Raw genomic sequence first — 18,452 nt, forward strand, 5'->3', positions numbered from 1 at the left:
CCTCTTAATTCTGCAATACGGACGACACCAGCAGCTGGGTGTACGGATGGTGGGGATCGTCGAGCACGCGGTCGGTTAACCCACTTTCCACCACCTGACCCTGCTTCATCACCAGCAGGCGGTCCGCCAGCAGGCGCGCAACGCCCAGATCGTGGGTGACAATCACCACTGCCAGGTTCAGCTCTACCACCAGGCCGCGCAGCAGGTCGAGCAGGCGCGCCTGCACCGAGACGTCCAGCCCGCCGGTGGGTTCATCCATAAACACCAGATTCGGGTGCGTGACCAGGTTGCGGGCGATCTGCAGGCGCTGCTGCATACCGCCGGAGAAGGTGGTGGGCAGGTCGTCGATGCGCGAGGCGGGGATTTCAACTTCTTCCAGCCAGTGCTGCGCCGTAGCGCGGATATTGCCGTAATGGCGCGCGCCGGTGGCCATCAGGCGTTCGCCGATGTTGCCGCCCGCCGAGACCTGACGGCGCAGGCCGTCCATCGGGTGCTGATGCACCACGCCCCACTCGGTGCGCAGCAGACGGCGGCGCTCGGCCTCGCTCATGCCGTAGAGGGAGTGTCCCAGATACAGGATCTCGCCGTGTTGCGGCGCGAGGCGCGCGGAGATGGACTTCAGCAGGGTGGTTTTGCCGGAGCCGGACTCGCCGACGATCCCCAGCACTTCGCCCGGCCACAGCTCGAACGACACGTCGCTGAAGCCTTTGCCCGGCGCGTACAGGTGGGTCAGGTTGTTAACCGAAAGCAGCGGTTTCATTGGCCGTTCGCCTCGCTCTGTTGGCGGCAGAAATCGGTGTCGGAGCAGACAAACATCCGTTTGCCCGTGTCGTCCAGCACCACTTCATCCAGATAGCTGTGTTTGGATCCGCAGATGGCGCACGGCTCGTCCCACTCCTGCACCGTAAACGGGTGATCGTCGAAATCCAGGCTTTCGACACGCGTGTACGGCGGGACGGCGTAGATGCGTTTTTCACGCCCGGCGCCGAACAGCTGCAGGGCGGGCATCATGTCCATCTTCGGGTTATCGAATTTCGGGATCGGCGACGGGTCCATGACGTAGCGCCCATTCACCTTCACCGGGTAGGCATAGGTGGTGGCGATATGGCCGAAGCGGGCGATATCCTCATACAGCTTCACCTGCATGACTCCGTACTCTTCCAGGGCGTGCATGGTGCGGGTCTCCGTTTCGCGCGGCTCGATAAAGCGCAGCGGCTCCGGGATCGGCACCTGGAAAATCAAAATCTGATCTTCAGCGAGCGGGGTTTCCGGAATGCGGTGGCGTGTCTGGATCAGCGTCGCGTCTTCGGTTTTTTCCGTGGTCGCGACGCCCGTTACCCGCTGAAAGAAGCTGCGGATCGACACGGCGTTGGTGGTGTCGTCCGCGCCCTGGTCGATGACCTTCAGCACGTCCGCCTCGCCGATCACGCTGGCGGTGATCTGAATACCGCCCGTGCCCCAGCCGTAGGGCATCGGCATTTCGCGGCCGCCGAACGGCACCTGATAGCCCGGAATGGCCACCGCTTTTAAGATGGCGCGGCGGATCATGCGTTTGGTTTGTTCATCCAGATAGGCAAAGTTGTAGCCGCTTAAGTTAGCCATGTTTGCGCTCCCGTTGCAGGCGTTTCAGCAGTTCCAGTTCGGCCTGGAAATCGACGTAGTGCGGCAGCTTGAGGTGCGAGACAAAGCCCGCGGCCTCAACGTTATCCGCGTGGGCCAGCACGAACTCTTCGTCCTGCGCCGGGCCTGCAACGTGCTCGCCGTAGTCCGGTGCCTGCAGCGCACGGTCAACCAGCGCCATCGCCATCGCCTTTCGTTCACCGAGGCCAAACACCAGCCCGTAGCCGCGGGTAAAGTGCGGGTCTTCATTTTCGGGCGCGACAAATCCGTTAACCATTTCGCATTCGGTCATCAGCAGTTCGCCGACGTTTACCGCAAAACCCAGCTCTTCCGGCACGATTTCGACGTCGATATAGCCGCTGCGGATCTCGGCCGCAAACGGGTGGTTGCGCCCGTAGCCGCGCTGGGTGGAGTAGGCCAGCGCCAGCAGATAGCCTTCGTCGCCGCGCATCAGCTGCTGCAGGCGGGACGAGCGCGAGCACGGGTAAACCGGCGGCGTGCGGGTGATGTCATCCGGCTGCGCGTCTGAATCCTCTTCCGCCTTCGCCAGACCCTGTTTCGCCAGCAGGCTGAAAACGTGCGGAGACGGTTCCTGTTCGGCATCAGAGGTACTGAGCGGCGGCGTTTCGCCGTTCGCCAGCAGGGTAAAATCCAGCAGGCGATGGGTGTAGTCACAGGTAGGGCCAAGCAGCTGGCCGCCGGGGATGTCTTTATAAACGGCAGAAATGCGGCGCTCCAGGCGCATCTCCGCCGTGTTCACCGGCTCGCTGACCGCCAGTTTGGCAAGCGTGGTGCGGTAGGCGCGCAGCAGGAAGATGGCTTCCACGTTATCGCCGCTGGCCTGCTTCAGGGCCAGCGCCGCCAGCTCGCGGTCGGCGATGCCGCCCTCGGTCATCACCCGGTCGACGGCGAGGTTTAGCTGCTGTTCAATCTGGGCGACGCGCAGCTCGGGCAGCTGTTCATCGCCCCGTCGTCTGTGCGCCTGCAGCGCATGGGCGGCGGCGATAGCCTTCTCGCCCCCTTTGACGGCAACGTACATCAGCACACCTCCACGTGGGTGGTCCGCGGGATCGCCAGCAGGCGCTCGCCGCAGGTCAGGATCAGGTCAATGCCCAGCGGGAACGGATGCGGGCGCTCGGTCAGCTCGTGAATGATGCACTCCGGCAGCTGCGGCGCGACCATGCGCTCGTCGGCGATGCCTGCACCCGTGAGGCGCAGCATGCGGCCGCCGCTCAGGCTGGAGACCTGCAAAATCAGCGTGGCGCTGGTCTCCGGGGCGACGGCGCTGCCTTCGCTCAGGTCGTTGAGCTGCTCGTGGCTGATGTGCTCGTCGGCCACGGCAAAGACCGCCTGCCGGGGCTGATCGACCAGCGGGGCGCCGGTATGAAAGCGCAGGTTCTGGCTGGCGATGTCGTTCGACAGCGCGCCCGAAAGCCATACCGGGGTGTCGTTATCGGCAAGCGTCAGCAGCACGCTGGTGGTTGCCAGATTCAGCGGCAGCCAGCCCTGGGAAAGCTGGTGCAGCGAAACAATCACGCCCGGCTCGCTCATCGCTTTCAGCAGGCGACGAAAACTGTGTTGGGCATCCTGGACTGCCAGGGTAAAAGCAGGTTGAAGCGTCATGCGTTGTCTCCGCGAACGAGCGTAAAGAAGTCGACCCGGCTGGTGTTCACTTCGGCCTGACGTGCGGCAATGCGCGCGGCGCGGTCGGCTTCCAGCGGGGCAATAAGGGTTTCCATCAGCGTCTGAAAATTGGGCTGTTCCTGTAAAAGCGCGTCGATCACCGCGCAGCGCTCGGCGTGCGCTTTGTCGCGCCCGAGCACGTAGCTGTAGCCCAGCGTGCCGCTGTTCAGACGGATCGCCGCGCGGGTGAGGGTGGCGTCTCCGGCGAAGAAGCGCTCGCCGGTGCCGCCCATGCGCGCCTGGATCTGAACGAGGCCGATCTCCGGGGCGCGGAGGGTGTCGTAATCAGGTGCCAGACTAAGGGCGCTCATGCGGGCAGAGAGCGCGGCAGGCTGGCTGTGGGCCAGCACGCGCATCCAGCGCTGTCGGGTGGCGGTGTCGAAGTGCATTCAGTGCTCCATGGTGAATTCGATCATGTCGGCGCGGGTCAGGCTGACGGAGTATTCCGTCGCGTCGATCTCGCCGTCACGGTGGTTGAGGGTGCGTACGCAGAGCAGCGGGGCCATATTGGGAATTTCAAGCACCTTGCTCTCTTTCGCCTGCGCGCGACGGGCGCTGATGCGCGTCTGGGTGCGCTTGAGTGCAATGCCTGTCGCATCCTGAAGAAAATCATGCAGCGACCCGCTGGAGAAATGCTGCAGCATGGGCCAGAGGGCGAGGTCCGCGAAGTAGTGGTCTATCTGGCATACCGCCACGCCATTAACGCGACGCAGGGTGCGCAGGTGGATGACGTTATCGCCCTCCTGAATCCCCAGCGCGTCCGCCACGTGGCTGGAGGCCGGACGCAATACCGAGAGCAGCTTTTCGCTGGTCGGGTGGCTGCCCTGATCAAGCAGGTTCTGGCTAAAGCGCGCCTGGGCGTTAAGCGGGTAGTCGAACGGGCGCATCAGCACCAGCACGCCCACGCCCTGACGGCGCTGGACCCAGCCGCGCTCGACCAGCTGGTCAATGGCGCGGCGCAGGGTGTGTCGGTTCACCTCATAGCGGTCGGCAAGCTGCTGCTCGGCGGGGAGGTAGTCCCCGCAGCGGTAGTGCGTGCGTAGCTCCACTTCGAGCTTTGCCGCAATCTCTTGCCAGCGGGTGGGGTAACTGGTCGGATGTCTGGATAAGTGCATAGAAAACAAAGCCTCGCTTCTCAGATGAAGTGCTTACGCAAACGTTGAGAGAGGAAATCCAGCAGGCTGACGGTTACGATGATGAGTACCATCAGGGCGCAGGTTTGCTGGAACTGGAAACCGCGAATCGCTTCCCACAGGGTGACGCCAATCCCGCCTGCGCCGACCATGCCGACGACGGTGGCGGAGCGAACGTTGGACTCAAAGCGGTACAGGGAGTAGGAGATCAGCAGGGGCATCACCTGCGGCAGGACGCCGTAGAGGATCTCTTCGATTTTGTTAGCGCCCGTTGCGCGGATGCCTTCCACCGGGCCGGGCTCGATGGCTTCGACCGCCTCAGAGAGCAGCTTGGAAAGCACGCCGGTCGTGTGGATGAACAGCGCCATTACGCCGGCGAACGGACCCAGGCCGACAGCGACCACGAACAGCATCGCAAAGACCATTTCGTTGATGGCGCGGCAGGCGTCCATCAGGCGGCGCATGGGCTGATACACCCACCACGGCACGATGTTTTCGGCGCTCATCAGGCCAAACGGAATAGAGAGAACGACGGCCAGCGCGGTGCCCCAGACGGCGATTTGCAGAGTGACCGCCATTTCGCTGAGATAGTCCTGCCACTGGCTGAAGTCCGGCGGGAAGAAGTCGGCGGCGAAGGTCGCCATGTTGCCCGCGTCTTTGAAGAGCAGCAGCGGATCCATTTCCGCGCCCTTCCAGGAGATAACCAGCACCGCCAGCAGGATGGCCCAGCTAATGAGCGAGAACCAGCTGCGCTTTGGCGGTGGGAGGGTGATGGTTTGCATGTTGGCTCCTTTGGTTTATGTCCCCTCACCCCGACCCTCTCCCCAAAGGGGCGAGGGGGAAAAGACCGCGCCGTGCAGTCCCCTCTCCCCTATGAGGAGAGGGTTAGGGTGAGGGGGAGAAAGGCACTACTGCACCGCTTTATTCACGCTGGTCATCGCGCCGAGCGCGGCGGTCAGGCGGTCGAGGTCTTCAAGCTGGGCCTGAATCGCGGCCACTTTGCTGGTCTTCTCCTCGTCCTTCAGCCCTTTGTTGTCTTTCACGCCCTGCATCTCTTTAAACAGCGCCAGCTGGCGAATCGGGACCAGCTGCAGGTCGCTTGACGGGCGGAACGGTGCCCAGCCCAGACGTTCCAGGACCGCTTTCTCTTCCGGCGTTTTGCCATAGGTCATAAAGAAGTCGTACACCTTGTCCTTGGTGCTTTCGGACAGGTTTTTACGCCACACAATCGGGTCGCCGGGGATCAGCGGGGATTTCCAGATAACCTTGATCTCTTTCAGCTTGTCCGGTGCGGAGGTCTTCAGCTTGTCGAGGTTCTCGGTGTTGTTGGTGGCAACATCCACCTGCTTGTTGGCCACGGCCAGAGCGTTGGTTTCATGGCTGGCGTTCACCGTGCGTTTGAAGTCGCTGGCGGAGGCGTTGTTTTTGGCGAAGACGTAGTATCCAGGGACAAGGTAGCCCGAGGTGGAGTTCGGATCGCCGTTGCCGAAGGTCAGCTCTTTGCGTTTGGCGAGCATGTCGTTGAGGTTGTTGATCGGGCTGTCTTTGTTGACGATCAGCACGCTCCAGTACCCCGGGGAGCCATCTGCCGCGACGGTCTGGGCAAAGACCTGGCCGTTCGCGCGGTCCACCGCTTCCATGGCGGAGAGGTTGCCGTACCAGGCGATGTCCACTTTGTTAAAGCGCATCCCCTGGATGATGCCCGCGTAGTCCGGGGCGAAGAAGGCGTTCACTTTGATCCCCAGCTTGGTTTCCATATCTTTCAGGAACGGTTCCCACTGAGGCTTCAGGTTCTGCTGTGATTCCGTCGAAATAATGCCGAAGTTCAGTGCTTTTTCCTGCTCTTGTGCATACGCCGGGCTTAGGAGGGTGCTGAGGCTGAACATGCTGGTAAAGGCCAGCGCGGCAACGGCTTTGTAGCTCATGTACTTTCCTCGGATCGGGTTTAATTAAGCAGCCTGCGCGTTCTCTTCGACGCGGTTAATGCTGCGGTAGAGATGGTCAAAACGTTCGTTATCAAACTGATGGCTCGCGCCATCAAAGAACACGTGTCCCTGACGCAGGGCGACAATGCGTTCGCAGTAGCGCAGGGCGTAATCCACCTGATGCAGCGTGACCACCACGGTAATGCCGTCGTTCTGGTTAATGTCGCGCAGGGTCTCCATCACGATGCGGGCGGACTCCGGGTCCAGCGAGGCAATGGGTTCGTCAGCAAGAATGATTTGCGCTTTCTGCATCAGGGCGCGGGCAATGGCGACGCGCTGCTGCTGTCCACCGGACAGTGTGGAAACGCGCTGGTGGGCGAAATGCGCCATGCCGACGCGGGTCAGCGCCTGTAAGGCTTCCTGCTTTTGGGAAGGGGAGAACCAGCGCAGGCAGGTGCGCCAGAACGGGGTGCTGCCAAGCGCGCCAATCAGCACGTTCTCCAGCACCGTCAGGCGGTTTACCAGGTTGAACTGCTGGAAGATGTAGCCCGTCTGGGCGCGGCTCTTGCGGATATCGCTGGCGAGACGCCCCGCGCGCTGCACGGTATTGCCCAGCAGCTCGACGTGGCTTTCCGGCGTTTTATCGCAGATGATAAGGCCGCTTAAATGACGCAGAAGGGTGGATTTACCTGAACCAGATGGCCCGAGAAGCGCCACCATGTCGCCCTGCTGGACGGTCAGATCAACGGCATGCAGAGCCTTATTGTGATTGAAGGTCTTGCTCAGTTTCTCGACGCGGATGACAGTTTGCATGTGCTGGGCCTCACGATAAATGTGGCCTCATGCTGGCGCATCAATGTGACATTTGGGTTAAGTCTGGGTTGCGGGAGTTTGAAGAGTTGAGCGGAGTTTGATGACAGGCGGAGGCAGAACGCCCCCGCCCGAAAATTAGTGCTGCTGTTTAACGACGTTAATCATCCACGGCACGCCGTATTTATCGGTGACTTTACCGAAACCGTGTGCCCAGAAGGTTTCCTGCCAGGCCATTTCGATATTCCCGCCCGCGGCGAGGTTGTCGAACCAGCGCTTGCCTTCATTGACGTCCTGGGTATCGAGTACCAGCGTGAAACCCGCGTACTGTGCGTTGCTGCCCGGCGGCATCCCGTCGCTCATCATGATATCGCTGCCTGCAATGCGGACGTTGGAGTGAGCGATAGCGGAATCCGGAAATTTCATACCGGACGGACAGCCTTCCTCGCTGTTATCGCTTTTTGGCATTTCGCCGAAGGTGATTTTATAGAGAGGCTCTGCGCCGACGGCTTGCTGGTAGAAGGCGGTGGCCTCTGCGCAGTTGCCGGCGAAAGAGATGTAGGGACTTAACGGCATAATCTTTACCTCACGTAAGAAAAGCCCATTAAGTGTAGTTCCCGTAAGCCCGGTAAGCGAAGCGCCACCGGGCGGGTAAATCAGTTCTTTTTCACGAACTCTGATTTCAGTTTCATCGGACCGAAGCCGTCAATTTTGCAGTCGATATTATGATCGCCTTCCACCAGACGGATATTCTTCACTTTGGTGCCAATCTTCAGCATGGAAGAACTGCCTTTTACTTTCAGGTCCTTAATCACGGTTACGCTGTCGCCGTCCGCCAGCAGATTGCCGTTCGCATCTTTTACGACAAGTGCATCAGCATCGTGTGATGGTTCGGCATCATTCCATTCGTGAGCGCATTCCGGGCAGATGAACATGCCATTATCTTCATAGGTGTATTCAGAATTGCATTTCGGGCAGTGTGGGAGTGACATATCGGTATCCTCAAAAAGTGTAAACGCGCTGGAAGTGCCAGCTAAATGACGGCAGTGTGCCGAAAAAGGCGGCAAGTATAGCGCAAATCCACACGGTTGTCGGTGATATTGTGAATTAAAAAAGATGCAAAAAGCGTATCGGGAGTGACACTTCCTGTCAGTCAGATAAGCGATGCTTACGTCATTAGCACGGTGGGAAAAAATTGATGCTAAATATATCGAATATTTTATTGCAGCAAATTGCTACGCCCCTCCATTTCGGATAAGGTGAAGCAACACATCGTTATTTATCTCCTGACCTCGCTGCCATACATATCTTTTGGCAGGGGCGTATTACCTCTCTTTTTAGATGGGTAAATAATGATGATATATCCTGAAGTTTCTTAAAATTGGGCTACGCTTTTTTCTTTTGGCTGTCAGGCCAGGAGGAGAGCTTTACACGCCATGCAAGGATAGCGAATTATTTCTGATTATCATCAATTAGTTATATTTCGGCGAACATGTTTTCCACACGTGATCATATAAGCCTGAACAACATAATTAATACCAGTGGCTTAATAAAAGTAATAAATTTGCGTTAAGGAAAGTCTTTTATCATGCACACACAGACCATTTTTGAATTAAGCCAGGAAGCCGAGCGTTTGTTACAGCTCGCCCTGCAAAATCTTGATACGTTGAAATCAATGCCGGCTGCGATGCTGGAGAGCACAGCGGCTGCCATTACGGGTGAAAAGAACAACGTTTTACCTTTGCATTTTAGCGCGCGCGGCGTCGATGCACAGCAGGCGATGCTGAATAATGAATTACGGAAAATAACCCGGCTGGAAATGGTCCTGGCTATTGTAGGCACCATGAAAGCGGGGAAATCGACCACCATTAATGCGATTGTAGGGACCGAAGTGTTGCCGAACCGCAATCGTCCGATGACGGCGCTTCCCACCCTGATTCGGCACACGCCGGGTCAGAAGGACCCGGTGCTGCATTTTTCACATGCCTCGCCGATTGATGAATTGATTCAACTGCTCCAGAAAAAGCTATGCGATTACGACCGGGGGAAGCTGGCCCAGCATCTTGAAATTGATAAAGACATGAATACGCTGCTGGAGCGCATTGAAAAAGGAGAAGCTTTTGAGAAGCATCACCTTGGCGCGCAGCCAATATTTCATTGTCTGAAAAGCCTCAACGACCTGGTGAGACTTTCCCAGGCGTTAGGTGTGGCGTTTCCGTTCTCTGAATATGCGGCTATCGAACATATTCCGGTCATTGAAGTGGAGTTCGTGCATCTTGCGGGTCTGGATGCTCATCTCGGACAGCTGACGCTGCTCGATACGCCCGGACCGAATGAGGCCGGACAGCCACATCTGCAAAAAATGCTCAACGAGCAATTGTCCCGTGCGTCGGCGGTGCTGGCCGTGATGGATTATACCCAGCTTAAATCCATCTCTGATGAAGAAGTTCGCCAGGCCATTTCCGCGGCGGGAAAATCAGTGCCGTTATATGCGCTGGTCAATAAATTCGATCAGAAAGATCGCAATAGCGACGATGAAGAGCAGGTCCGGGCGATGATCTCCGGTACCTTAATGAAGGGCAATATTTCACCTGGCCAGATCTACCCCGTTTCATCCATGTGGGCATATCTGGCGAACCGCGCGCGCTACGAGATGAATACCCACGGACAGCTGCCGGATCATCAGGAGCAGCCCTGGGTGCAGGATTTTGCCGAGGCTGCGCTTGGACGTCGCTGGCGCACGGCGGACCTGGACGATATCGATCATATTCGTCATTCTGCCGATTTGCTCTGGGAAGATTCGCTGTTTGAACAACCCATACGCAAATTGATTTACGCCGCCTATGCCAATGCCTCGCTATACGCGCTGCGTTCGGCTTCGCATAAGCTCCTTAATTACGCACAAAATGCCCGGGAGTACCTCGACTTCCGCTATCAGGGTCTGACGGTTGCCTTTGAGGCGCTGGAATTGAATATTGCACGTCTGGAAGAGGACACGGCGCTTCTTCAGACGCGCCAGTGCGTCGTGAGCGATGAGGTGAAACATGAAGTTGAGGAGGCGCTGAACGCCACTGCGGACTTTATGGGGGCCCAAAAAATCGCGCTTAACCAGGCGATTGGCGAGGTGTTCAGCGCTCGGCATATTCTTGATTTGGCAGGCATCGCTCGGCAGAACCCTCACGGTGGCGAGCCGCACGAGCTGAAGCAGCTGGTTCTGGACGATGAAGGGCAGGCGCAGATCGCGCTGAATAAAATCCGCTCCTCCTGCGAGCTGGTGATGCTGGATGCGCAGACGAAGATTTGCCGGGAACTGGCGTTACGCTTCGACCAGCTTGAGTCTACGCTGGCGCGTTCCCTGAACGAAGCCATGCGCCCTATCGAAGCACGTATTAAAGAGCATCTGAGCCATGCGGGTTTTCGGGCGCGAATCAGTTTCCCGGCGTTTCAGGCGAGCCAGCTTAACTTCAATACGCGGGCGCTGTTTAACGATGCGATTGCGCAGGATGACAGTCAGGCAGACCCGCCATCAGGCGGGAGCAGCATGCGGGAAACGGTTTCTCGCTGGCTCAATAATCCGGGCTGGGGCTGGGATGAGTATGTGGAAACGCGCACGCGCTATGTTATCGACATTGCGCAGCTACATGACAAATTTAAGCAACATATTGAGCAGTTTTGTGAACAAATACGTAAAGCTTTGTCGGCGCAGGTCGATGTCTCTGTTACGGCAGGAATGGCAACGTTCTTTGCAGAATTTTCGTTGTGCCTGACCGGGTTACAGGAAAGCTTGCGTGATAGCCTCGCAGTGCGTCAACAGAATGAGCATTCAACCCGAGCGCTCTGCCAGTTGTTGAAGCAAAGTATCACAACTGCGACGTGGATACAGGAAGATACCCGACTGTTACGCGATGATATTCAAACTCTATTCGCGGCAGAGCAACCATGACAACACCACTACTGGATGGCCCCGGGCGAACGCTGGAGTGTATTAATCCAAAATTTATGGTCGATCTGGTGCAGGGGGGAGACGCGGCGCGTCATCCTCACCTGGGACCACAGCAGCTTCAGTTTCGTGAGCGTTTGACGCAGGAAATCATGACGCATACCCGGCTACGCCCCTGGGCGATGGCGGGGATGCTCAATGAAAATGCGGGGCTGCGCCTGGGGCTGGCGGAAAAACTGGCCGGCATGCTTGATCCGGGTCATCTCGCGCTGACGCTGATGGCTGAGAAGCTGATTGCTTTGCGCCAGCAGACTCACCCGCGCGCCCCGCAATCCCCTGGGCTGATGCAGCAATACGGTGAACTCGCTTCTCATTTTACCCAACGCGCAGCCTATAAAGAAAAGGCGCTGACCCAGCGCGGGCTCACGGTGCAGGCGGGCGAGCACAGTGAGCAGATTTTTACCCGCTGGCGGGCCGGGCACTATGATGGCTGGTCGCTGGCCGGGCGCTGTTTTATTGTCCTGGAAGAGCTGCGCTGGGGGGCATTTGGTGATGCATGCCGCCTCGCGAATGAAGATGTGGCGGCAATGCTTAAGGATAACCTGCGCAGCATGGCGGCTAACTATCTGGCGCAGGGCATTAATGCGTCACCCACGACCCGCCATTTCTATCACCAGTGGCTGACAACGCCGGCCTCTCCGGGTTTAATCGATCATAAAGACATGCTGGGGTGGCTGGGGGACTGGTGTCAGGCGGATCAACATCCGGTGAGCTGGTCAGTCACGCAAAACTGGCAGACCGTCGCGCTGGGTATGCCGAGGCTCTGTTCGGCAAAACGGCTGGTTGACGGGATGGTGGAAGAGATTTTTGGGTGATCCCTTCCCCCTCACCCTAACCCTCTCCCCGCAGGGGAGAGGGGATGGTTTGGTGCGGTGTGTTAATGATTCATTTCTATTGGTTTCGGTTCAGGCTGGGCCTCTTGCATATTCCCGTAGCGTTTCGCGTACAGCGCCGTGATGATCGGCACCAGAATCGCGGTGACAATGACGCTGGCGGCAACCAGCGCTGTCGCTGAAGCGGCCACCGGTTCGAAGGCCGGGTTAATCTGGGCAATAATCACCGGGTTTGCGACGGCAGCCCCTGCGGCTGAAGAGGCGGCGACGCCGGCCGTGCCGTTTCCTCCTCCGATCACGCGGTCGGCAATGATCAGCGGAATACCGGTAATGACGATCACGGCGACCCCCAACACAATACCCAGCAGGCCGGTATCGAGGATAACCTTCAGATTTATGGTGTTCCCCAGTGCGAAGCCGAAGAACGGGATCAGCACCGGCGTGGCTTTGCTGAAGAAATCACGCAGATCGTGATCGAGATTGCCAAGGGCAAAGCCGATCAGGAAGGGCAGGATCGCGCCGACAAAGTGGTGGGGTTCAAAAGAGGCCAGGCCAGCAGACCCCAGGATCAGCATCGTCATCAGCGGGCCAGACTCAAGAGACATCAACACAAATGCGCCGGACTCTTCTTTCGTCCCGTACTGATTCATCAGGCTGGCGTACAATCCGCCATTAGTCATATCCATCGCCGAGACAATCGCCAGGACCGATAATCCCGCGAAGAACCCGGTTTGAATTCCAGTCTCCGGGATGAACATCGCGCATATCATTGCTACCGCCCAGGCTACGGCTATTTTGGTTATCACCAGCGTGCCGGATTTCCGTATTACAGTACCTGTTGCCCGCAAATTAATGGATGCGCCGATACAAAAAAACCAGACGGCAAGAATCGGAACCGTGCCCGTTATCATGCCTTTTGTGAAACCGCCAAAATAAGCCCCGGTATCAGGGGCAAGGGTATTCAGGATGGCGCCCAGTACCAGCGGAACCAGCATCATACCGCCGGGTATGCGTTCTATCGTGGCTTTAATCTTCATGGACAAACCTCACATCGGAGCCCGCAGGACGGGTGACAGGTGTTAAAAATTAGTCAATAAATTCAATTAATTGCTCTTGTCGCTTGCGGTTTTTTTTCGATAATCCTGCACGCATAATTAAATGTGTGCTCTCGATTAACCTCATTCTGTAAAACATAAAACGCTGAATTCGGATTTATCATGCGATCATTGGAATATCGATTCAATGAAAATAAAACATCGTTTTAGTTATCTTTGTCACATATTCAATGTAAAACCTGAGTCCGGTTCCTGTTGATGGAAATTTATGTAAATTTGATGTGAATTACCGTGGTTTGTTTTTCTGTTACGAAAGAAATAATGACGTGCGTGTGGATGCTCTTTAGGTAGGTTAAGGAAGTGCTTATTGGCACTCCTTGACAAAAATTTGACTGAGTTGACCGGACGCGAAAATATGTGTGAAGTTGATCACAAATATAAACGCTGGTAGGGTAAAAAGGTCATTAACTGCCCAGGCAGGCGTCAACAGGTTCGGTTGTATCGGCGTAAAACGTCAATGTAAGTAAACCTGCTACGCTTGAATAAGGCGATTCGCATGGAGCGGATCCCATGGTTCACAGAACGCAAACTGGACTGTGAAACAGACAGGGCCGAGTCAACGAGGATAGCTATGCTAAGAAGGAAAAAGATTAAACCCATCACGCTTCGCGACGTCACCATTATTGATGACGCAAAGCTGCGTAAAGCCATTACCGCAGCCTCGCTCGGTAATGCGATGGAATGGTTCGATTTTGGTGTCTACGGCTTTGTGGCCTATGCGTTAGGTAAAGTGTTTTTCCCCGGGGCCGATCCCAGCCTTCAGATGATTGCCGCACTGGGTACGTTCTCCGTTCCCTTCCTGATTCGCCCGCTGGGTGGACTGTTCTTCGGTATGCTCGGCGATAAATATGGTCGTCAGAAAATCCTTGCCATCACCATCGTCATTATGTCGATCAGTACATTCTGTATCGGCCTTATCCCGTCTTACGCCACCATCGGCATTTGGGCACCGATTCTGCTGCTGATCTGTAAGATGGCTCAGGGCTTCTCCGTGGGTGGTGAATACACCGGCGCCTCGATCTTTGTTGCCGAGTACTCTCCGGACCGTAAGCGCGGGTTTATGGGAAGCTGGCTGGACTTCGGCTCGATTGCCGGGTTTGTTCTGGGCGCGGGCGTGGTGGTGCTGATTTCAACCGTAGTGGGGGAAGCGAACTTCCTCGACTGGGGCTGGCGTATCCCGTTCTTCCTGGCATTGCCGCTGGGGATCATTGGTCTCTACCTGCGTCATGCGCTTGAAGAAACGCCCGCGTTCCAGCAGCACGTCGATAAGCTGGAACAGGGTGACCGCGAAGGGCTGCAGGATGGTCCGAAGGTATCGTTCAAAGAGATTGCCACTAAGCACTGGCGCAGCCTGCTGACCTGTATTGGCCTGGTGATTTCGACCAACGTGACCTATTACATGCTGCTGACCTACATGCCGAGCTATCTGTCGCATAACCTGCACTACTCGGAAGATCACGGTGTCTTGATTATTATCGCCATCATGGTCGGTATGCTGTTTGTGCAGCCGATTATGGGCCTGTTGAGTGACCGTTTTGGCCGTCGACCGTTCATTATTCTGGGAAGCGTTGCGCTGTTTGCTCTGGCAATCCCGGCATTTATTCTGATTAACAGCGATGTGCTGGGGCTGATTTTTGCCGGTCTGCTGATGCTGGCGGTGATCCTTAACTGCTTTATCGGGGTGATGGCCTCAACGCTGCCCGCGATGTTCCCGACCCACATTCGCTACAGTGCGCTGGCCGCGGCCTTTAACATCTCGGTGCTGATTGCCGGCCTGACCCCGACGCTTGCCGCCTCGCTGGTGGAGAGCACGCAGAACCTGATGATGCCGGCTTATTACCTGATGGTGATCGCGGTGATCGGTTTGATTACCGGTATTACCATGAAGGAGACGGCGAATCGTCCTCTGAAAGGTGCAACGCCTGCGGCGTCTGATATTCAGGAAGCGAAAGAGATCCTGCGTGAGCACTACGATAACGTAGAGCAGAAGATTGAAGATATCGACGCAGAGATTGAAGAGCTGCAGAAAAAACGCTCCCGACTGGTGGACCAGCATCCACGCATCAACGAGTAATAAAAAAACCCGCCAACGGCGGGTTTTCTTTTATTAGCATCCGGCGGCGATGTAGTCGCCATTGGCACTGATGGGGATCACCGTCAGGAACAGCACCGTCGCGAACAGGATCAGGACTATCCCTCCGGCTATTTTGACTGCCGGTACGAGCCATCTTAATGAGGCGCTTTCTCCGAACCAGCTCACCGTGCGCTCGCGGGCGTAGCGTACTGCCAGTGAAAGCCCCACGATAGAAAGCGCGGTTCCCAAAGACATGGTCATGACTGCGGCCACCCCCCAGGTGACAATGCCCAGCGCGTTCGAAAACATCAGAATCATGATCGCCCCGCTGCACGGGCGTGCGCCAATTGCCAGAATGACACCCAGACGGGTTTTCCAGTCGCCCTGCGTCAGGTCTGTACCTACGCCGTGATGGCCGCAGCCACAGTGTTCGTCGTGCTGATGAAGCGGCTTAATGGCAAAGACAGACATCCTGCGCGGGCGCAGACTCTTCAGCGCCTGGTAAATGACAAATGCGCCGAATGCGCCAATAAGTACTGCGCTGATCTTCTCCACGTACCAGCGGCTGGTACTGATATCCCCTGAGGCGAGGTTGAACCCCACCGCCAGAATAAAGACAAAAAGAATGGCGCTGACGCCCTGCATCAGGCTACCCAGGAAGGGGACGACCCGGGCGGCCAGCTCGCTTTCCTTATTGGTGGTCAGATAGGTCGTCACAATGAATTTTCCATGCCCGGGTCCGATGGCGTGAAGGACACCATAAAGGAAAGCTCCCGTTAACAGCCATAATCCGCCGCTGTACTGGTGGTTATTAAGCTGCAGCAGATACATCACCAGATAACGGTGCAGCGTAATTTGTGTGGCGAGACACCACTGGATAAAAGCGTTCCAGTGCGCATGCAGGGTAAAACCGGCAAAGAGGATTGCCAGCAGCATCACTCCTGCTGTAGGGAGACGCCAGTCACGGGCGAGGCGTTGTGTGGTCATGAGGATGGGCCTGCACAGAGGAGAGTATTTGCCGCTAGTATAGTTGATCTTCCCGCGCAATTCGTAGGATCGCATCGCGATCCGCTCATGATTGTGGATAACTTTGTGTATAAAAGGGTATAAGGCGGGGTTTTGCTGGGGAATGCAGCAGTCAGTCATTTTTTTGCAACTTTTCGGTTGCGGTCGTTCGGGAACTCCCTATAATGCGCCTCCATCGACACGGCGGATGTGAATCACTTCACACAACAAGCGGTTCGGTTGAAGAGAAAAAATCCTGAAATAACGGGTTGACTCTGAAAGAGGAAAGCGTAATATACGCCACCTCGCAACGGTGAGCGAAAGCCGCGTTGCACTGCTCTTTAACAATTTATCAGACAATCTGTGTGGGCACTCAAAGTGACATGGATTCTTAACGTCCTCGGACGAAAAATGAATACCAAGTCTCTGAGTGAACATGCGTAATTCATTACGAAGTTTAATTCACGAGCATCAAACTTAAATTGAAGAGTTTGATCATGGCTCAGATTGAACGCTGGCGGCAGGCCTAACACATGCAAGTCGAGCGGTAGCACAGGAGAGCTTGCTCTCTGGGTGACGAGCGGCGGACGGGTGAGTAATGTCTGGGAAACTGCCTGATGGAGGGGGATAACTACTGGAAACGGTAGCTAATACCGCATAACGTCGCAAGACCAAAGAGGGGGACCTTCGGGCCTCTTGCCATCAGATGTGCCCAGATGGGATTAGCTAGTAGGTGGGGTAACGGCTCACCTAGGCGACGATCCCTAGCTGGTCTGAGAGGATGACCAGCCACACTGGAACTGAGACACGGTCCAGACTCCTACGGGAGGCAGCAGTGGGGAATATTGCACAATGGGCGCAAGCCTGATGCAGCCATGCCGCGTGTATGAAGAAGGCCTTCGGGTTGTAAAGTACTTTCAGCGGGGAGGAAGGTGTTGAGGTTAATAACCTCAGCAATTGACGTTACCCGCAGAAGAAGCACCGGCTAACTCCGTGCCAGCAGCCGCGGTAATACGGAGGGTGCAAGCGTTAATCGGAATTACTGGGCGTAAAGCGCACGCAGGCGGTCTGTCAAGTCGGATGTGAAATCCCCGGGCTCAACCTGGGAACTGCATTCGAAACTGGCAGGCTAGAGTCTTGTAGAGGGGGGTAGAATTCCAGGTGTAGCGGTGAAATGCGTAGAGATCTGGAGGAATACCGGTGGCGAAGGCGGCCCCCTGGACAAAGACTGACGCTCAGGTGCGAAAGCGTGGGGAGCAAACAGGATTAGATACCCTGGTAGTCCACGCCGTAAACGATGTCGACTTGGAGGTTGTGCCCTTGAGGCGTGGCTTCCGGAGCTAACGCGTTAAGTCGACCGCCTGGGGAGTACGGCCGCAAGGTTAAAACTCAAATGAATTGACGGGGGCCCGCACAAGCGGTGGAGCATGTGGTTTAATTCGATGCAACGCGAAGAACCTTACCTACTCTTGACATCCAGAGAACTTTCCAGAGATGGATTGGTGCCTTCGGGAACTCTGAGACAGGTGCTGCATGGCTGTCGTCAGCTCGTGTTGTGAAATGTTGGGTTAAGTCCCGCAACGAGCGCAACCCTTATCCTTTGTTGCCAGCGGTTAGGCCGGGAACTCAAAGGAGACTGCCAGTGATAAACTGGAGGAAGGTGGGGATGACGTCAAGTCATCATGGCCCTTACGAGTAGGGCTACACACGTGCTACAATGGCGCATACAAAGAGAAGCGACCTCGCGAGAGCAAGCGGACCTCATAAAGTGCGTCGTAGTCCGGATTGGAGTCTGCAACTCGACTCCATGAAGTCGGAATCGCTAGTAATCGTAGATCAGAATGCTACGGTGAATACGTTCCCGGGCCTTGTACACACCGCCCGTCACACCATGGGAGTGGGTTGCAAAAGAAGTAGGTAGCTTAACCTTCGGGAGGGCGCTTACCACTTTGTGATTCATGACTGGGGTGAAGTCGTAACAAGGTAACCGTAGGGGAACCTGCGGTTGGATCACCTCCTTACCTTAAAGAACCTGCCTTTGCAGTGCTCACACAGATTGTCTGATGAAAAGTAAATAGCAAGGCGTCTTGCGATTGAGACTTCAGTGTCCCCTTCGTCTAGAGGCCCAGGACACCGCCCTTTCACGGCGGTAACAGGGGTTCGAATCCCCTAGGGGACGCCACTTGCTGGTTCGTGAGTGAAAGTCACCGGCCGTCATATCTCAAAACTCATCTTCGGGTGACGTTTGAGATAT

At 56.4% G+C, this 18,452-nt stretch carries 16 protein-coding genes, 1 tRNA gene and 1 rRNA gene; 5 read left to right on the forward strand and 13 right to left on the reverse strand.

The window, feature by feature from the left end; all coding sequences use genetic code 11:
* Positions 1–4: 4 nt before the first annotated feature.
* The 11 genes from phnK to ACMGG5_RS07650 all read right to left on the reverse strand — a co-directional run bounded on the left by phnK (position 5) and on the right by ACMGG5_RS07650 (position 8,163).
* On the reverse strand, positions 5–760 hold the full coding sequence (gene phnK / locus ACMGG5_RS07600) for a phosphonate C-P lyase system protein PhnK (RefSeq protein ID WP_420277675.1): 756 nt from the start codon (positions 758–760) through the stop codon (positions 5–7).
* Positions 757–1,602: an alpha-D-ribose 1-methylphosphonate 5-phosphate C-P-lyase PhnJ gene (locus ACMGG5_RS07605; protein WP_048990321.1), complete on the reverse strand. Its 846-nt coding sequence runs from the start codon at positions 1,600–1,602 to the stop codon at positions 757–759. The genes phnK and ACMGG5_RS07605 overlap by 4 nt, the downstream gene beginning before the upstream one ends.
* On the reverse strand, positions 1,595–2,659 hold the full coding sequence (locus tag ACMGG5_RS07610; RefSeq protein ID WP_420277676.1) for a carbon-phosphorus lyase complex subunit PhnI: 1,065 nt from the start codon (positions 2,657–2,659) through the stop codon (positions 1,595–1,597). The genes ACMGG5_RS07605 and ACMGG5_RS07610 overlap by 8 nt, the downstream gene beginning before the upstream one ends.
* Positions 2,659–3,243, reverse strand: coding sequence for a phosphonate C-P lyase system protein PhnH (gene phnH, locus ACMGG5_RS07615; RefSeq protein WP_048990324.1), 585 nt, complete (start codon positions 3,241–3,243; stop codon positions 2,659–2,661). The genes ACMGG5_RS07610 and phnH overlap by 1 nt, the downstream gene beginning before the upstream one ends.
* Complete coding sequence (phnG, locus tag ACMGG5_RS07620) at positions 3,240–3,692, reverse strand: phosphonate C-P lyase system protein PhnG (RefSeq protein WP_407821138.1); 453 nt, start codon at positions 3,690–3,692, stop codon at positions 3,240–3,242. The genes phnH and phnG overlap by 4 nt, the downstream gene beginning before the upstream one ends.
* Positions 3,693–4,418 (reverse strand): phosphonate metabolism transcriptional regulator PhnF, encoded by a 726-nt coding sequence (phnF, locus tag ACMGG5_RS07625; protein WP_290094316.1) that lies wholly within the window; start codon positions 4,416–4,418, stop codon positions 3,693–3,695. It lies immediately after the preceding gene.
* Between the two features lie 20 nt (positions 4,419–4,438).
* Positions 4,439–5,218 carry a phosphonate ABC transporter, permease protein PhnE gene (gene phnE / locus ACMGG5_RS07630; protein WP_023334213.1) on the reverse strand — a complete coding sequence of 260 codons (780 nt, stop codon included), beginning with the start codon at positions 5,216–5,218 and terminating at the stop codon, positions 4,439–4,441.
* 126 nt (positions 5,219–5,344) lie between these two features.
* A complete protein-coding gene (phnD, locus tag ACMGG5_RS07635) occupies positions 5,345–6,361 on the reverse strand; it encodes a phosphonate ABC transporter substrate-binding protein (protein WP_024906756.1) in 1,017 nt (338 codons plus the stop codon).
* Positions 6,362–6,385: 24 nt separating this feature from the next.
* Positions 6,386–7,174: a phosphonate ABC transporter ATP-binding protein gene (gene phnC / locus ACMGG5_RS07640; protein ID WP_048990326.1), complete on the reverse strand. Its 789-nt coding sequence runs from the start codon at positions 7,172–7,174 to the stop codon at positions 6,386–6,388.
* Positions 7,175–7,309: 135 nt separating this feature from the next.
* Positions 7,310–7,747: a VOC family metalloprotein YjdN gene (gene yjdN, locus ACMGG5_RS07645; protein WP_024906758.1), complete on the reverse strand. Its 438-nt coding sequence runs from the start codon at positions 7,745–7,747 to the stop codon at positions 7,310–7,312.
* An 80-nt stretch (positions 7,748–7,827) separates the two neighbouring features.
* Positions 7,828–8,163, reverse strand: a complete 336-nt coding sequence (locus ACMGG5_RS07650; RefSeq protein WP_023310096.1) for a zinc ribbon domain-containing protein YjdM — start codon at positions 8,161–8,163, stop codon at positions 7,828–7,830.
* A 596-nt stretch (positions 8,164–8,759) separates the two neighbouring features.
* On the opposite strand from ACMGG5_RS07650, the gene crfC reads away from it, so the two are divergent.
* Both crfC and ACMGG5_RS07660 read left to right on the forward strand, forming a co-directional pair.
* Positions 8,760–11,114, forward strand: a complete 2,355-nt coding sequence (gene crfC / locus ACMGG5_RS07655) for a clamp-binding protein CrfC (RefSeq protein ID WP_148768858.1) — start codon at positions 8,760–8,762, stop codon at positions 11,112–11,114.
* A complete protein-coding gene (locus ACMGG5_RS07660; protein WP_024906760.1) occupies positions 11,111–11,986 on the forward strand; it encodes a diguanylate cyclase regulator RdcB family protein in 876 nt (291 codons plus the stop codon). Before crfC ends, ACMGG5_RS07660 begins: the two co-directional genes overlap by 4 nt.
* A 62-nt stretch (positions 11,987–12,048) precedes the next feature.
* Here the strand turns inward: ACMGG5_RS07660 and kdgT are convergent, their stop codons facing one another.
* Positions 12,049–13,041 (reverse strand): 2-keto-3-deoxygluconate transporter, encoded by a 993-nt coding sequence (kdgT, locus tag ACMGG5_RS07665; RefSeq protein WP_024906761.1) that lies wholly within the window; start codon positions 13,039–13,041, stop codon positions 12,049–12,051.
* A 649-nt stretch (positions 13,042–13,690) separates the two neighbouring features.
* Here kdgT and proP point away from each other — a divergent pair.
* Positions 13,691–15,193, forward strand: a complete 1,503-nt coding sequence (gene proP, locus ACMGG5_RS07670; RefSeq protein WP_024906762.1) for a glycine betaine/L-proline transporter ProP — start codon at positions 13,691–13,693, stop codon at positions 15,191–15,193.
* 33 nt (positions 15,194–15,226) lie between these two features.
* Here the strand turns inward: proP and ACMGG5_RS07675 are convergent, their stop codons facing one another.
* Positions 15,227–16,180: a nickel/cobalt transporter gene (locus tag ACMGG5_RS07675; RefSeq protein ID WP_420277677.1), complete on the reverse strand. Its 954-nt coding sequence runs from the start codon at positions 16,178–16,180 to the stop codon at positions 15,227–15,229.
* 497 nt (positions 16,181–16,677) lie between these two features.
* On the opposite strand from ACMGG5_RS07675, the gene ACMGG5_RS07680 reads away from it, so the two are divergent.
* Together ACMGG5_RS07680 and ACMGG5_RS07685 are read left to right on the forward strand one after the other, a co-directional pair.
* A 16S ribosomal RNA gene (locus ACMGG5_RS07680) occupies positions 16,678–18,219 on the forward strand.
* 85 nt (positions 18,220–18,304) lie between these two features.
* Positions 18,305–18,380 (forward strand) — tRNA-Glu (locus tag ACMGG5_RS07685).
* The last annotated feature ends 72 nt before the right edge of the window (positions 18,381–18,452 follow it).

It is taken from the genome of Enterobacter sp. BNK-34 (genome assembly GCF_048684445.1).
Taxonomy (GTDB): Bacteria; Pseudomonadota; Gammaproteobacteria; order Enterobacterales; family Enterobacteriaceae; genus Enterobacter; species Enterobacter pseudoroggenkampii.

Coding starts and splice junctions, on each gene's coding strand:
- phnH (WP_048990324.1), bottom strand. CDS start 3,243: ATGACGCTTCAACCTGCTTTTACCCTGGCAGTCCAGGATGCCCAACAC.
- phnE (WP_023334213.1), bottom strand. CDS start 5,218: ATGCAAACCATCACCCTCCCACCGCCAAAGCGCAGCTGGTTCTCGCTC.
- kdgT (WP_024906761.1), bottom strand. CDS start 13,041: ATGAAGATTAAAGCCACGATAGAACGCATACCCGGCGGTATGATGCTG.
- ACMGG5_RS07660 (WP_024906760.1), top strand. CDS start 11,111: ATGACAACACCACTACTGGATGGCCCCGGGCGAACGCTGGAGTGTATT.
- phnF (WP_290094316.1), bottom strand. CDS start 4,418: ATGCACTTATCCAGACATCCGACCAGTTACCCCACCCGCTGGCAAGAG.
- proP (WP_024906762.1), top strand. CDS start 13,691: ATGCTAAGAAGGAAAAAGATTAAACCCATCACGCTTCGCGACGTCACC.
- phnG (WP_407821138.1), bottom strand. CDS start 3,692: ATGCACTTCGACACCGCCACCCGACAGCGCTGGATGCGCGTGCTGGCC.
- ACMGG5_RS07650 (WP_023310096.1), bottom strand. CDS start 8,163: ATGTCACTCCCACACTGCCCGAAATGCAATTCTGAATACACCTATGAA.
- yjdN (WP_024906758.1), bottom strand. CDS start 7,747: ATGCCGTTAAGTCCCTACATCTCTTTCGCCGGCAACTGCGCAGAGGCC.
- ACMGG5_RS07605 (WP_048990321.1), bottom strand. CDS start 1,602: ATGGCTAACTTAAGCGGCTACAACTTTGCCTATCTGGATGAACAAACC.
- ACMGG5_RS07610 (WP_420277676.1), bottom strand. CDS start 2,659: ATGTACGTTGCCGTCAAAGGGGGCGAGAAGGCTATCGCCGCCGCCCAT.
- phnK (WP_420277675.1), bottom strand. CDS start 760: ATGAAACCGCTGCTTTCGGTTAACAACCTGACCCACCTGTACGCGCCG.
- phnC (WP_048990326.1), bottom strand. CDS start 7,174: ATGCAAACTGTCATCCGCGTCGAGAAACTGAGCAAGACCTTCAATCAC.
- crfC (WP_148768858.1), top strand. CDS start 8,760: ATGCACACACAGACCATTTTTGAATTAAGCCAGGAAGCCGAGCGTTTG.
- ACMGG5_RS07675 (WP_420277677.1), bottom strand. CDS start 16,180: ATGACCACACAACGCCTCGCCCGTGACTGGCGTCTCCCTACAGCAGGA.
- phnD (WP_024906756.1), bottom strand. CDS start 6,361: ATGAGCTACAAAGCCGTTGCCGCGCTGGCCTTTACCAGCATGTTCAGC.